At 61.4% G+C, this 15,005-nt stretch carries 9 protein-coding genes; 3 read left to right on the top strand and 6 right to left on the bottom strand.

All coding sequences use genetic code 11. The annotated features are described in order from the left end of the window. Window positions 1–15: 15 nt before the first annotated feature. The 4 genes from FJU11_RS18325 to FJU11_RS11280 form a co-directional block, all read right to left on the bottom strand. Window positions 16–1,134 (bottom strand): hypothetical protein, encoded by a 1,119-nt coding sequence (locus FJU11_RS18325; protein ID WP_181408156.1) that lies wholly within the window; start codon window positions 1,132–1,134, stop codon window positions 16–18. Between the two features lie 65 nt (window positions 1,135–1,199). After that, the gene (locus FJU11_RS11290; protein WP_181408155.1) at window positions 1,200–5,213 is read right to left on the bottom strand and encodes an FkbM family methyltransferase; all 4,014 of its coding nucleotides are present in this window, start codon (window positions 5,211–5,213) and stop codon (window positions 1,200–1,202) included. Between the two features lie 45 nt (window positions 5,214–5,258). After that, window positions 5,259–6,191: a glycosyltransferase family 2 protein gene (locus tag FJU11_RS11285; RefSeq protein ID WP_235890995.1), complete on the bottom strand. Its 933-nt coding sequence runs from the start codon at window positions 6,189–6,191 to the stop codon at window positions 5,259–5,261. A gap of 4 nt (window positions 6,192–6,195) precedes the next feature. Next, window positions 6,196–6,975, bottom strand: coding sequence for a glycosyltransferase family 2 protein (locus FJU11_RS11280; protein ID WP_181408154.1), 780 nt, complete (start codon window positions 6,973–6,975; stop codon window positions 6,196–6,198). A gap of 288 nt (window positions 6,976–7,263) precedes the next feature. Between FJU11_RS11280 and FJU11_RS11275 the strand changes: the two genes are divergently transcribed. Continuing rightward, window positions 7,264–9,525 carry an alginate lyase family protein gene (locus tag FJU11_RS11275; RefSeq protein ID WP_210242882.1) on the top strand — a complete coding sequence of 754 codons (2,262 nt, stop codon included), beginning with the start codon at window positions 7,264–7,266 and terminating at the stop codon, window positions 9,523–9,525. A gap of 34 nt (window positions 9,526–9,559) precedes the next feature. On the opposite strand, the gene FJU11_RS11270 is transcribed toward FJU11_RS11275, so the two are convergent. Together FJU11_RS11270 and FJU11_RS11265 are read right to left on the bottom strand one after the other, a co-directional pair. Then, window positions 9,560–10,531, bottom strand: a complete 972-nt coding sequence (locus tag FJU11_RS11270) for an ABC transporter ATP-binding protein (RefSeq protein ID WP_141167155.1) — start codon at window positions 10,529–10,531, stop codon at window positions 9,560–9,562. After that, window positions 10,510–11,298, bottom strand: coding sequence for an ABC transporter permease (locus FJU11_RS11265; protein WP_141167154.1), 789 nt, complete (start codon window positions 11,296–11,298; stop codon window positions 10,510–10,512). The genes FJU11_RS11270 and FJU11_RS11265 overlap by 22 nt, the downstream gene beginning before the upstream one ends. A 274-nt stretch (window positions 11,299–11,572) precedes the next feature. Between FJU11_RS11265 and glmU the strand changes: the two genes are divergently transcribed. After that, complete coding sequence (gene glmU, locus FJU11_RS11260) at window positions 11,573–12,940, top strand: bifunctional UDP-N-acetylglucosamine diphosphorylase/glucosamine-1-phosphate N-acetyltransferase GlmU (RefSeq protein ID WP_141167153.1); 1,368 nt, start codon at window positions 11,573–11,575, stop codon at window positions 12,938–12,940. 48 nt (window positions 12,941–12,988) lie between these two features. Further along, a complete protein-coding gene (gene glmS, locus FJU11_RS11255; protein ID WP_141167152.1) occupies window positions 12,989–14,818 on the top strand; it encodes a glutamine--fructose-6-phosphate transaminase (isomerizing) in 1,830 nt (609 codons plus the stop codon). Window positions 14,819–15,005: the final 187 nt, after the last annotated feature.

Here is a 15,005-nt window from a genome sequence, read left to right as displayed (position 1 = left end):
ACGATAACCGTGTCCTTAGGCTTCCTCGTCGCCTGAACCCCACGAAGGATCGTCCTCGCTCGTACGCTTTCGCTCTGCGCATTTCACGATGGCATCGTCCACCATTCGCTTGAGTGCACCGGGAAGTTTAGGCACGGGTGGCGGAATCTCGTTGGTGGCATTCGGAAAGACGTACAGAGGTTCGTTATCCGTCAGTCCGGTTTCGCGAAGGCGCTGGAGTTCAAGCATGGCCGCCGAACAGAACTCGTGCCAAGCCGCTCCGCTTTCCCAGAAGCCGTAGTCGCCGCGTTCGAAGTAGCCCTCGATTTCGGCCGTGACTTCCCCTTCGCGCAACCATGCGAGGAAGTCGGCATTGTGTTCCTTTGTCTTCAGCTTCTTCGCTGCGTACTTCTTCACTTCGACCTGGATCGCGCTCATTCCAGGCCGGACGTGCTGATTGCCTTCGAAATCCGAAGCGTCGAGATCGAGAAGGGCCATGAAACCGGAGATCAACGAACCGTTTTCAACAATCTCTTCATACTTCGCGATCTTCAAGTCGTCGAAGATCGTCTTGTACATCACCGCCTGATCGGAATAGCGTAGAAACGTCTGCCAGTTACTACGCCGATACCGGGCGAATGGGGGCACCGGCTCGGCGAAGGCGTTCATCGCGCGTTCCTGATAAAGGGCCCTCGCAAAGTTGTCGGGACGTCGGAAGATCAACAGACCGCGAACGTGGAAGCCTTCGAGGAAGCGACGCAGGCGCTCGGTATAGCGATATCGCCTGGCAAGCCACGACAGGTCTTCGTGACCATAAAGATGCCGATAGGCCGCTTCCGCGCTGACGAGGACCCGGGCGCGAAGCTGTTTGGCATCCGCCAGCCACTTTCTGGCGATACCTTCGATATCGTCGTCGCCGAAGTCGCGGTCTATACCGGCGATGCCGTGAGCAAACCGCAAATGGCTCGCTGGATCGGCATCGAGAGCCGGTGCCAAATCTGGATAGAGAATACCTTTTTCAAGGAGCCGACGGCGATTCTGGCGGCAGATCGACTGAATTGCGGTGGTGCCGGTCTTATGCGTACCGACATGCATGTAAAGCAGCGGTTTCTTCGTCGAGATTTCCTGCGTTTGCGCAGAACTTTCTTTCATCAAATGCTTTCGAACATATATGGTCGGCCGTTTGGACGACCGACAAAAACGATCTCGGACTTAACGCTTCAATGTGTCGTCGACGGCGCGTTTGCCCTTGCATTCTTATGAAGTTCGCGCCGTGCCATGTCCAGATCCACCGTCTTGGCGTCGAGTTCACATCTCACTCCTGCCGTCTGCCAGTAAGGCGCGATACCGTCATGCGGGTCGTACAGCATCTTGTAATCGAGCGTGTCCACGTTCTGATAAGCGGCGGGAACGTCGATGCCAAGTGCCTTTGCGAAATGGGCGATCGGTGCTCCACGCTCGTTATCGAATGCATCGATCTGCTGATAGGGCCAGTTCGCAAGATCCTTTTCTAGCAGCCATTGGATTGCTGCCTGCAACAGGCTGAGAGGCCGCTGCCCAAAACTTCCGACATCCATGCCGTAGGCTCGATAGATATTCAGAAGCGTAACCCAGCCCTGAAGATTGAAGCAGCAATAGTGTGCGCTCGTCGGCCGGTTCAGCTCTTCTTCCTGAACACCCTCTTCGTCGATCTGCACCGGCAGGCGCGCGAGCGATCGCGTCAGTGTCTCACGCAGCTTGTCGCGGTTCCCGAGATAAGCGTAGATCGAAGCGATCTGGACGTCGAAATAAGTCCCGTGATTGTTATTCCCGTCCCGCTCCTTCTCTCCCTGTGGGCTCGATTCCAACCAATCCGCATATTCTTTCAGCCAATCGCGAAAGGCGCGTTCATCCTCGATGGCGAGTTCACCGGTATGGATGACCAGCCGCACAGCATCGAGAAAATAGTAGAGGTCCTTGAGTTCAATGATACCGCGGGCTTGGCCGAGATCCTTGTTGTGGCCTCTGCGTACCTGCGAATACGTCAGGTGCGGCGACATACGCGTTTCGGGATCGGCGAACCATCGACGAACATTCTCCGCCGCCCTCTGCGCATAGCGCCGTTCGCCGGTCAGATGATGAGCGAATACAAGGGTCGTCGTATCGTCGAAAAGCCGTTGCACCCGTGTACGGTCGTATTGATCACTCGATTCCTCGTAAAGTTGCGTACCTTCCACGCGCACGCCATCCTTGCGTACATACGGCAACTGGTTCGCTGTATTCGGGTTCGGATGCCAGTAGGGAGCGGGATGCCAGTAATCATGAATGTCGCCGCTCGGCGGCAGGCTCGTCTTGTCTACGACAGAGAACGGCCCACGCCCTATCGCATCTTCTGCCGCCGTAACGATCGCGCGCGCATACCTTTCGAGGCCATCATCCGCGCCATCACGCAAACTTGCGCGCAACCGGTTTAGAAATCCGATCGAATAGATCTGAAGGGCGGGCAGGATGGCCCGCCGCCCCGTCAACCGGTCGACAAGGTCGATGGTTTCCATGATGGCTTCCTGGCGCACGATGCCGCGTGCCTTGAAGCTTTTCATGCTCGTCTGTTCGAGATCGGCCATTCCCGAGAAGAGCCGCGCAACCCAGCCTGCCATCCCGAAGGCACCGGCGTCCTCCGAAGGTTCTCTTCCGTGCACGTCCCAGGGATCGTAGCGATACCGGTCCCATTTCCCCGGCATGCCGAGACGCCAGAACATCTCCACCTTAGGCCGACGACCGTAGGGGAACGCCTCGTTGAACCGTTCCGTCGTGTCGCGCCGGAAAATGATCTGCGGCTCCTCCACCGCATTCGGCACGTATCCATCGTTCTTCAGAACATCGTTCGAAGCCGCGCGGTCCATCGGAACGGCAAAATACTTCAGATGAGGACGGGCCCCGACCGCCTCGCGTATCTCGCTCCATGCCTGCTTCGTCAGAAAACAGTTTCCGTCCCAGGGAAGAACCCACTTTGCACGACGCTTACCGCCTTCCAACGCGGTATTCCGAGCACCGTTATTGTTCATGACGTAGATGTTCTTCAGCCGGTACGTCGCCGTGCGCGCCCGCATACGCTGCTCTTCGCCCTGCATTTTAGAAAATTCTTTTGAGTTCAGGAACCCTTCGGAAGGTAGCGTGCTTTCGTCCCATTCGATGTGCTTGTAGACCTGATAATCGAAGGGGATGACCGTATAGTCCTGATGATGGCGGTCCAGCAGTTCAACGATGTGTCGCTCTTCTTCCGCATCGAAGATCCGATTGACGATCCACCGTTTCTCGCAGTTCTCCAGTTCAGGTTCGTTCTCGAGGATAAAACGGACATTGTCGCGCGACTGACCTTTGCGGTGACGCGGAACGAGGTCGTTGCCGATGATACGGTAAAGGACGAACGTATCGTCCTCCCGGTCGAGCCCCTTCCTCGCGTATTCCTTCTTCAACGCGTCTTCGTTCGCTGGCACGTATGTGCGCAGGGAGATCAACGGATCGACATCTTCACCGGCTGGTTTGCTGGAAGGCAGAGGGTTCGAAGCAACGCGGGGTGGCGAGTCATTCTTCGACTTGGCGATGTTTGTCGGCTGTGGCCGCTCGACGCCGTTGGCCGAACCACTCGATCTACCATTCGCTTTGCGGGCTGCCGATCCGGCAGCGAGCTGTTCGCCTTCGAAGAGGGAAGCGAATTGTTTGGACGGCGTCGCCCCCGGCCGCTTCGGCAGTCGGTTGGGGTGGTTTGGCTTGCCGAACCACCCACGCCCCTTACGAAGCACGACACGCACCGGGCGCATCAGACGCCAGCTCCTGCTGTGCAAGACGGCAAGATACTGTCGCTCTAACTGGTCCGCGTAACTGACGAAGGAATCGCGTTCTCGCAGGAGCGGTGAGGTCACGCTCGTCTTCAGCTTCTGATAGGCTTTCTCGTATTCGGCGAGCTTGTCGGCGTATTGTTCACGCTCCTGCGCGAGCTGGCGTTCGAGCTTCTTCCGTTCGTGCTCTTCCGAAAACGCAGTCCGGGCGTTCGCTTCCGCTTCTTTTTCACGCGTCATGAGCGAATTACGCTCGTCTGCAAGTTCCGCCTCTAGCCGTTCGCGCTTTGCTTCGCTTTTGGTAGCGGCATTTCTGCTCGCTTCAACCTCGTTCGAAAGCTTTTCGTGCGCTTCATTAAGTTCGGCAAGTTGGCTTTCGAGCGACTGCACCTTCTCCTTTCGGCGGGTCAGCTCCGCGACGAACCCGGTGCGCTCTTCCTCAAACTTGTCAAAACTTTTTTTCAGACTTTTCTCGAGGTTCGAAACCTGCTCCGTGGCACTCTTCAGTTCCGATGTCTGCTCAAGAAGCGTGCGTTCGCGCTGCTGCGTTTCCTCGAGCTTCGCTCTCAGCGTGATGCGCTCTGCGTCGGCCTTTACGAATTTGCGCTCCCAGTCCGCTTCGTTGTAATGCTTTACCTGTTCCTCGAGCACACGGATGCTCGCAAGCGCATCCTCGCGTGCGGCGTCGGCGGAGTGCATCCGCTCGCTGATATCTTCCACTTGGTTTCTTGCGGCGTAGAGCTCGTTCACGAGCCGATACGGGTTCTTTTCCGCGAAGCTTCGACTCATGAAGGCGAGGTTCAAACGACGCATCAGCGGATCGTCCTCGATCCATTCGCCGTGCTGCTCGTAGATGCGGAAGAGGCCGTAATCGTAGCCGTTCAGAAGGTCTTCGATCCGGCGGTAATAGCTGTTCTGCGCGGACGCCTGATCGATCCCCGCCTCGACGTAAACGACATCGACACGGCCTTGCGAAAGCAGTTCATGCGCTCCGGCGAGCACCTCTTCATCGTAGGTCTCGACGTCGATCTTCAGGATGGAGATATGCTTGGAGGCAAAGCTCTGCGACAGCGTGTCGAGCGATACGACGTCGACCTCGACGAGCAAGGGATCGCAATTGCCGTCCTCGTCGGCCGTAACGATCCGCGAGAGCGCGCCGGCCGAACGAAGGCGTGCGCTGCCCGGCCCACGCCCCGAAGCGAAATTGTGCAGGACGACGCGGGACCCTTCGCCACCCTGAAGCACGGTCAGCGCCTCGAAGTTCTGCGGGTCCGGCTCGATCAGATGCGCTTCGAGGATATCGAACCCGGCTTCTGCCAGGCTCTGGTAGGCCATGCCATGATGTGCGCCGACATCGACGTAGATCAGCGCGCGTCGATGGAAGAACGGCCGCATGTCCTTGAAGAAATCATCCATGAGCGTCGCTGATCCCTGCATCGAATGTAACAATTCCGGCCCTCTTCATCGCCGCTCCGCCGCACCTCCACGGCGCAGGCGCCAGGCCTCGGCAAGTTCGATCGGCCATAACGCGCACAGCATGCCGATCGCAATCAATCTATAGCGTGCGCTATGTCCGTTTGCGCGCGCCAGGCGCCACGCGTTGATTGGCAGCCCCGCGAAAACGCGCATGGAGGAGCGATACCGCCATGGCGTTCCCGGCGCGAGCTGCCCTCCCCTAACACGCCGGGTCTTAAGGACCAGTTGAGCCCAGCTGCGCCGCGCGGGATGCTCCACCTGCGCCGCCGGCGCGTAGGCCGGAACGATGCCCTCCCCTCGTAACCGCCGGCAGAATTCCGCGTCGCCTCCGGAAAACCGCGCGGCATCGAACCCGCCGACGGCATCGAACGCCGCGCGAGAGACACCGAGGTTCGCCGTCGCCGCATAACCGCGGCGAACGTAGCGTTCCTGCGGAATACCGCGCACGGTGTCGAAAATCTCGCTCGGGGTCGGGGAACTGTCGGACGCCCTGACGACGATCGGACCCGCGACGAGACGCTCGCCACCTTCGAACGCGGCGAGCATCGCTTCGAGCCACCCGGGTGCGGGAAGGCAATCGGCGTCCGTGAAGACGAGCCACGCCCCTTGCGCAACCCGCACGCCGGCATTGCGCGCAGCATACGACCCCGGTGCTTCGCACGGGCAAACGACGATGTTTTCCCGCTGGATGCAGGATGGAATCGTATGGCGCCCGTCCGGCTCGTTGTCGACCAGCACGATCTCGAACGCGGCGTCGGAAAGCGTCTGGTCCGCAAGCGCCGTGACGAGCGCAGGCACGCTTTCCCACTGCCGGTAGATCGGAACGACCACCGAAAGCATCGGCGTTTGTGGGTCGGCGAGGGTCGCGACGTTGCTTCCCTCTACCGCCTTCAGGTTTTCCGGTCCCGTCGCCCTCACGTCGTCAAAGCTCCCCGTCGCGCTCCGCAGCGAGAAACCGCCGTTTGCCCGACACCACGTACTGCGCGTGCGCGGCGAGAAAACGGCAACTCGCCAACGGCGAAAGCCGTTCCTGGTCGCGGTAGATCGCAAAGACGTCCCTGAGTTTCCTGAGCTTGTTCGCCGAGAGCGAACCGCGCCGCACGGTGTAAGCGGTATGGACACCGGGAAAGGCGTGCGCACGCAGGCCCGAGCGGGTCAGCGCCAGCCAATAGGCCCAATCCTGTCCGCTGCGGATCGCCGGCATCGCCACTTGCCCGGTCCGTTCGCGATCCAGCATGACCGTCGAACAGCCGATCGGGCAGGAGGCAAGCAGATCGGCATAGCAGAGCGTGGCCGGCGGACGGAAGATCCGCGCCTTGCTCGGGGCATCGTCGCGATAGACCCTGTAGGCGCCGTAGCTGAAGGCGACGGCATTTCCCCGCATGTATGCAAGCTGCGTGGAAAGCTTGTCCGGCAGCCAGCGATCGTCGGCGTCGAGAAAGGCGACGAAACGGCCGCCGGCGGCTTCGGCAGCACGATTGCGCGCGGGCCCCGCGCCCAAGCTTCTTTCGTGCCGGACAAGCTTCAATCGCGGATCGTCCCGGCACGCCTCCTCGACGAGCGCGGCCGTCGCATCGCACGATCCGTCGTCGACGACGACATGCTCGAGATCGACGTCGCGTTGGCAGCCGACGGACTCGATGCATGCGAGGATCGTTCTCGCCGCATTGGCAGCCGGCGTCAGGACCGAAACGAGCGCCACGCCTAGGGTCAACTCCAGAATTCGCGGTTTCGATGTTCAAACGGGCGTCGACCATGCACGCCGGGCGGCATGGCCGCTTCTCGAAAGGATGCCCCTTTCGGATCGATTACTTATCGCTTGAAAGACGGCCCCTCACAAGCCCTCGCTCGCTGCAAAACCATCCGCCGGTCTCGGGCATGCACATTGCCGCGGCCCCTCCTCGCTGCTACCCCGTTGCGGCCCGCGGCGAGTACGGCAGGCATCGCGAGTTCCAGCAGGGCAGTGTCGAGTGTCCCTCCAAGCACATTCATGAAACAGAAGCTTTTCCTCAGGGCAAAACGCATCGCCGCCTATGTTCCGGGCGCCTACTGGCTGCGCGCGCGGATGCGCGAGGCCGCACCGACGGCCGTACGCATCGATCGGGCGTCGAGCCGGGGCGCGCCACCCATTCCGGACGAGGCGAGCCTGAAGAAGGCGTATGCGGAATCGAGCATCGCGAAGACACCGGATCGCTTCGTGCTCTACCGCATCATCGGCAACGACCTGCCTCCACGCCACAGCGTGGGCCAGTCGCTGCGCAACCTCGCCTTCATTCTCGACGAGGAACCGGAGCTTAAGGATTGCGAGAAGCGCTTCGTCGTCAACCGGATCGTCGATCCAGCCATGGAGCGCGAGATCCTCGACCTCCTGGAAAGGCGGAACGTCGCCTATCTCCACCTTCCCTTCGAGCCCGAACGCTACCGAACCGCGGGCTGGGACATCGCCGGCGTACCGGTGCGCTTCGCACCTTCGGGGCGCTTCTTCGAAAAGCTTAAGCCGGCCGAACGCGAACGCGTCCTCATGCGCCTGCACCGCTTCAAGAACAATGCGGTGATGAACAACAACGGCGCGCGCAACGCCGCTCTGGAAGACGGCAGGCCGCGGGCGAAATGGGTCCTGCCGTTCGACGGTAATTGCTTTTTCACGCAAAAGGCCTGGCAGGCGCTTCGATCGGACGTCGTCGCCAACCCGCATTTTGCCTATCATGTCGTGCCGATGGCCCGCGTCGGCGACAATGCCGACCTGCTTTCGCCGGATTTCGAACCGAGCGCCGACGAAGAGCCGCAGATCCTGTTTCGCTGCGATGCGCGAGAGCGCTTCGACACGCAACACCCCTATGGGCGACGTCCGAAGGTCGAACTCTTCTGGCGCCTCGGGGTTTCCGGCGCCTGGGACCAGTGGCCGATCGAACCCTGGGACATGCCGGCCCCGGCCTATGCGCCGGAGGCCGGGGCGACGACCCGGTCCGGCTGGGTCGCGCGGCTCTTTTCCGGACGCGGCGAACTCGAGCAGGGCTCGGGACAGGAAGGTCTCGTCGGACGCGGCGTCGCCCGCTCGCAAGGGGTTATCGGCCTGCTGGAGCGCCTCGATGCGGCCCATGGAACCATGGGCGGCGCCGAGGGCGGCGTCTTCATACGCACGGAACGCGCTGCCGCGCCGCCGATGCCGGCCCCCTTGCGCGAGCGCTTGATCGAGGCGGCCGACGCCGCGCTGACCCGCGGACCGCACACCGTCGTCGACAAGACCACGCTTCCGCCGAGCGGCGATCCGAAGGATTACTGGCATCCGGCGCCTTACTATTGGCCGCATCCGCTGCGCGTCTTCCCGCACGTTCACCGCGACGGCAAGCGCGTGCCCGGAACGCGTCTCTACGAGCCTCTCAGCGAACGCTACGACCGGACGCGGCTGCAGCGCCTCTTCGACGACACCTTCGTCCTGGCCCTCGCCTACCGCGAGACCGGCGAAGAGCGGTATGCCGTCCATGCCGGCACTCTCGTTCGGCGATGGTTCGTCGAGCCCGCAACGGCGATGAACCCTCATCTGGACTACGCGCAGGTGCGCCCCGGCCACGACCGCAACCGCGGAAGCAGCAGCGGCATCATCGAGACGAAGGACTTCTACTTCTTTCTCGACGCGATGCGCATTCTCGGACCGACGGGCGTCCTGAGCGCGACGGATCTGGCGACGTTCGAGACGTGGCTCGAACGCTTCCTGCATTGGCTTGGTTCATCGCGCCAGGCAATCGGCGAGCGTTCGGCAAAGAACAATCACGGCACCTATTACGACCTTCAGACGGCCTCGATCGCGCTCTATCTCGGCGACCGGCAACGCGTTCGCACCGTCCTGCGCGACAGCCTGAGCCGCATCTGCGCGCAGTTCACGGCCGAAGGCGCACAGCCGGAGGAGCTGAACCGGACGACGACGGCGCACTACTGCGCCTTCAACCTGCAGGGCTGGATCCATCTGAGCGAACTCGCCGCCACGGTCGGCGAGGACCTCTGGGCGTTCGAGGGACCCGAAGGACAAAGCCTTGCCACCGCGGTCGAATGGCTCGCCGGCCACATGAAGGGCCACTGGCCGTACGAGCAGATCGACGCCTTCGACACGGACCGCTTCCTTCCCATCATGGAAGGCTACCGCCGCCGCTTCGGGCAAGATCCCGCAAACTGCCCGGCGCATCCGGATCCTGTCCGCCTCAAGCCGCTGTTCGACGCCCATGACGGCATTCGGCCGTTCTGGCAGGTTCGCTAGCGCAAGACGGGCTCGCCGGACGCGCCAATGCCGATCAGCTGTCGGCCTTGCGCTTCTTCTGGTCTTTCTTGAGTTCCCGGTGGAACTCGCCGGCTTCGGCGATGTCGCCATAAAAGGCAACGGAGCCCTGGTCCAGCACGAGCCCCGTATGGCAAAGGGTTTCGAGAACTTCAACCGAGTGGGACGCCACCACGATGATACCTCGGTCGGCGAGAAAACGCTCCATGCGCTCGCGCGCCTTGTCCTTGAAGTTGTTGTCCCCAGTACCGATGACCTCGTCCACGAGGATCACATCGGCATTGATATTCGTGACGAAGCCGAAACCCAACCGCGACGCCATCCCGGAAGAATAGCTTTTCACGGGTAACTCGATGAACTCGCCGAGTTCGGTGAACTCGACGATGTCGTCGATCAGCTCCGGCACCCTCCGCCGGGGTATGTTGTAGAGCGCCGCCATCCGGTAGATGTTCGCGATACCGTTTTTTTCGGGATCGATACCGACGCCCGCCGAAAATAGCGTGGCAATTTGGCCCCTGATTATGCGTTCGCCAGCCGTCAGCGGCAGAATTCCTGCCAGCGTGCGCAGAAGCGTCGACTTCCCGGAGCCATTACCTCCGAGCAGGCCGACTCGCGATCCGTTTGGAAAATCGAGGCTGATGCGATCAAGAGCACGGATGAAGCGTCGATCGTCATGAGAGACGAATTGCCCGCCGACGGTTCGCGCGAAATCCGAAAATCGGCTCGATGACGTTTTTGACAGCGGATACTCGATCGTCACATCGTGCAAAGTCAGTCGGACATCACTATCGACCCCTTCCTTTGCCGGCGCCTCGTCCGTTAAAGCCATAGGGAACTCTGCATCATTCAATTTGTCGCACTGGCTGCGCGCGGGATCTGCGTCCCGCACGGACATCTGTGTTTCGGACCGAGTGTCGAAGGATGACGGCGCGCCCGAAGTGCCGTCACGACCGGAGATCTCCCTCCTTAGATGCGGTAGATCAGCCATTCACTGCTTCTCTTGAGCATGTAGCATCCCGCACCGCCGACGACGACCAGGATCGCGACGACTACGGCCAGGGAAAGGAAGGGAAGGGGTTGGCCGAGCGCCGGCTCACGAACGATGGCGATGATATGCGTAAACGGATTGTACAGGGCAATTGCGCCGCGCACACCATGACGAGATGCAGCGTACCAGAAAATTGGCGTGGCAAACATCATCATCCTCATCAATGAATTCAGAAATTCAAATATATTGGGGAAAAAAGCACCTAAAATCATGCAAAAAAGCGCGATAGCGCAAATCGTACACACGAAAAGCGGGATCGTTAGGAGTAGCCAAATCCAATTTTGGTTGATAATTCCGGGATTCAGAACGACGAACCCGAGGAACACCAATAAAGAGAATCCAAGTCGGATAATTTGAGAAACCAAAAATCGCAATACAAGAGCGAATATCGGCATTCTCATACTGTTTATTATTGATCTATTCTGCTTCAGGATGGAGTATCCATTGGAAATAGAACTTGATATCGTCATGAATATCGGAAATCCAAAAGCGATATAGCCGAAATAGCTCGGTCCGGTATGGCCGAGCGCGGCTCCGAAAACGAAATAGACGATCGCTACCCGGATCATCGTACTTACCGTAAAGAACAGTCCACCGATCGACGTGTGCTGGAACTGCGCACTCGCATCGTCACGGCCAAAGATCAGCCAGAAGCGTCGATAAGCGAAAGACTCGCGAAGATCGCCCGTGATGCTCGTGGTGGCCATTCATTCTCCGTTTCGCCGCTTTACGTAGCCGGCTCGTCTGCCTCCTCGCTGCCCATACCCGTACGAGCTGGCATTCCCCTGTGGGGTGCCCGAGCTTTGCGGCATTTGCAAGTCTCGAAAGCGGCGACAACCGCTGCGCCATCGCCGTCACCGAAGAAGGGGCCCGCCGACGGCGAGCGCTTGTCTTGGACTGCACGACGTGTGAAATGCACGATACCGTGTTCCGGCACGCTTGCTTTTATCAGACTGACCGTGCCGTCGCGAGGGGAGCGAAATGGAGCGTAAGAGTCTCGCCATCATTCTTGCAGCGGGTGAAGGCACGCGCATGAAATCGGCCCTGCCGAAGGTCCTTCATCCCGTCGGCGGTCGGGCAATGCTCGCCCATGTCGTCGAAGCCGTAGCGGAAGCCGGTATCGAGCGGACGGCGCTGGTCGTCGGCCGACAGAGCGAGACGGTCGCCGAATCGATCCGTTCCGGCGCACCGTCGATCTCTGTCTTCGAACAGGGCGAAAGGCTCGGAACTGCCCATGCGGTGCTCGCCGCACGCGAGGCGCTCGAAGAAACACCGCAAGCGGTTCTGGTGCTTTTCGGCGACACGCCGCTCGTGCGTGCCGAGACGCTGGCGCGGGCGAGTGCGGCGCTCGAAGCCGAGGATGCCGCGGTCGTCGTCGTTGGTTTCCGTACGCCGAGGCCCACAGGCTACGGACGTCTCGTCGAGGAGGACGGCGCACTCGTCGCCATCCGCGAGGAGAAGGATGCGAGCGAGGCCGAGCGAAAGATCGACTTTTGCAACGGCGGTGCGATGGCGATCGACGGCAGGCGCGCGCTCTCGCTCATCGAGGCGATCGGCAACGACAACGCCAAGGGCGAGTACTACCTGACCGACATCGTCGCGCTGGCACGGTCGCGCGGTGCCCGCGCCGTCGCGATCGAGGTCGACGAAAACGAGCTCGTGGGCGTCAACACCCGCGTCGAGCTCGCCGCGGCCGAAACGCTATGGCAGCACCGCCGTCGCGAAGCGCTGATGCTTTCCGGCGTGACCATGACGGCACCGGAAACCGTCTTCCTTGCCTGGGACACCGAGATCGCGCGCGACGTGACGATCGAGCCGAATGTCGTCTTCGGGCCGGCGGTCACCGTCGGCGAAGGCGCGACGATCCGTGCCTTCAGCCATCTCGAAGGCGCCCGGGTTTCGCCCGGCGCGGAAATCGGCCCCTATGCCCGGCTTCGTCCCGGCGCCGAGATCGGCAAGCGTGCGAAGGTCGGCAATTTCTGCGAGGTAAAGAAGGCCGAGATCGGCACCGGCGCGAAGATCAATCACCTGAGCTACATCGGCGACGCGACGGTCGGCGAAGGCGTCAATGTCGGCGCAGGAACGATCACCTGCAATTACGACGGTGCGAACAAGCACCGCACCGAGATCGGCGCCCATACCTTCGTCGGCTCCAACACGTCGCTGGTCGCCCCGCTTTCGATCGGCGCGGACAGCTACATCGCGTCGGGCAGCGTCGTCACCGACGCCGTACCGGAAGGCACGCTCGCCTTCGGCCGCGCGCGTCAGGTCAACAAGCCCGGCCGCGCGCACGACCTTCGAGAGCGCATCCTTGCAACGAAACGCTCGAAAGAAAACGGAAACGGGTGACGTGCGAGCCTTTGCGGCACGTGGGACAGCCGGGCAAAGGGGATCATCATGTGCGGAATTGTAGGCATTGTCGGCAGCAGGTCCGTCGCGCCGTTGCTCGTCGACGCGCTGAAGCGGCTCGAATACCGTGGATACGATTCCGCGGGCATCGCGACCTTGCGTGAAGGCCGGCTCGACCGGCGCCGTGCGCAGGGCAAGCTGGTCGCGCTCGAGGAATGCCTCGCGCAGGACCCGCTCGAAGGTACGACCGGCATCGGCCATACGCGTTGGGCGACCCATGGCGTGCCCAGCGTCGGCAACGCCCATCCGCATTTCGCCGCCGGCGTCGCGGTCGTCCATAACGGCATCATCGAGAATTTCGCCGCGCTCAAGGCCGAACTCGTCGACGAGGGTGTCGTCTTCGAAACGCAGACGGATACCGAAGTCGTCGCCAGGCTGCTCGGCGCCCGCCTTGCCGCGGGCGACAGGCCGGAAACCGCCATGCGCACCGTTCTCGCCCGCCTCGAAGGGGCCTATGCGCTCGCCGTCGTCTTCGAAGACCTTCCCGATACGATCTTCGGCGCGCGCAACGGCCCGCCGCTCGCGATCGGCTATGGCAAGCAGGAAATGTATCTCGGTTCCGACGCCATCGCGCTCGCCCCCTTCACCGACGATGTCGCCTATCTCGAGGACGGCGACTGGACAATCGTCACGCGCGAAGGCGCCAAGATCCATGCCGCGGACGGCAGGCCCGTGGAGCGGAAACGCAAGCGTTCCGCAGGCGCGCACTTCGTCGCCGACAAGGGCAATCACCGGCACTTCATGGAAAAGGAAATCCACGAGCAGCCGGAAGTCATTGCCCATACGCTGAGCCACTACGTCGATTTTTCTGCCGGCTGCACGCGCGAGGGCATCTCGACGATCGCTTTCGATCGGATCGAGCGCCTAACGGTCTCGGCCTGTGGCACGGCCTATATCGCGGGTCTCGTCGGCAAATATCTCTTCGAACGTTTCGCGCGGCTGCCCGTCGATGTCGATACCGCATCGGAATTCCGCTACCGCGAGCCGCCGCTCTCGCCGGCGGGCGCCGCGCTCTTCATCTCCCAGTCCGGCGAGACGGCGGATACCCTCGCCTCGCTGCGCTACTGCCGGTCCGAAGGGCTTGCGAGCGAAGCACTCGTCAATGTCGGCGATTCCTCGATCGCGCGCGAGGCGGACGGCTTCCTGCCGACGCTTGCCGGCCCGGAAATCGGCGTCGCCTCGACCAAGGCCTTCACCTGCCAGATCGCCGTTCTCGCCGCGCTCGCCCTTTCGGCGGCGGTGCGCCGCGGCACGATCACCCGCAAGGAAGAAACACGCCTGGTCCGCACACTATCGGAAGTTCCCCGCCTCATGCGCGATACGCTGGCGGCGAGCGAGGCGGACATCCGTTCGCTGGCGCAGGAAATCTCGCATTACCGGCACGCGCTCTATCTCGGCCGTGGAACGAGCTTCCCGCTAGCGCTCGAAGGCGCGCTGAAGCTCAAGGAGATTTCGTATATCCATGCCGAGGGCTATGCCGCCGGCGAACTCAAGCACGGTCCGATCGCGCTGATCGACGAGACGATGCCGGTCGTCGTCATCGCGCCCTACGACCACGTCTTCTCGAAGACGATTTCCAACATGCAGGAGGTCGCGGCCCGCGGTGGACGCATCATCCTCATCACGGACCGTCAGGGTGCCGCGGCGGCCACGACCCTCGAAACGATGCGAACCATCCTCCTGCCGGACACGGATCCCCTCGTCACGCCGCTCATCTTCGCCCTGCCGCTGCAGCTCATGGCCTACCACACGGCCGTCTTCATGGGCACGGATGTCGATCAGCCGCGCAATCTGGCAAAGTCGGTTACGGTGGAGTGAAGCTCATCACTTATAAAAAAGGCCTCGTTGGAGCGAGGCCTTTCTCAAACTGATGGTAAGAGAACCTGATTTAAAATATTCAAATCGTATCGTTAGGTCATAAGGTCCCACTCACCGTCCGCCCCGTTACAGCGCTGTTGTTGCTGGCACCCGTGTTGGCGCCATTTGCATCGGCACCGCCTGAATC

It is taken from the genome of Pararhizobium mangrovi, from assembly GCF_006516965.1.
In the GTDB taxonomy this organism is placed as follows: Bacteria; Pseudomonadota; Alphaproteobacteria; order Rhizobiales; family Rhizobiaceae; genus Pararhizobium_B; species Pararhizobium_B mangrovi.
The sequence above is the reverse complement of the archived record's forward strand: the minus strand, read 5'-3'. Positions and strand labels throughout refer to the sequence as shown.

Excerpts from the sequence above, each read along its gene's own strand:
- FJU11_RS11275 (WP_210242882.1), top strand. The coding sequence starts at position 7,264 with ATGAAACAGAAGCTTTTCCTCAGGGCAAAACGCATCGCCGCCTATGTT.
- glmS (WP_141167152.1), top strand. The coding sequence starts at position 12,989 with ATGTGCGGAATTGTAGGCATTGTCGGCAGCAGGTCCGTCGCGCCGTTG.
- FJU11_RS11265 (WP_141167154.1), bottom strand. The coding sequence starts at position 11,298 with ATGGCCACCACGAGCATCACGGGCGATCTTCGCGAGTCTTTCGCTTAT.
- FJU11_RS11290 (WP_181408155.1), bottom strand. The coding sequence starts at position 5,213 with ATGGATGATTTCTTCAAGGACATGCGGCCGTTCTTCCATCGACGCGCG.
- glmU (WP_141167153.1), top strand. The coding sequence starts at position 11,573 with ATGGAGCGTAAGAGTCTCGCCATCATTCTTGCAGCGGGTGAAGGCACG.
- FJU11_RS11270 (WP_141167155.1), bottom strand. The coding sequence starts at position 10,531 with ATGGCTGATCTACCGCATCTAAGGAGGGAGATCTCCGGTCGTGACGGC.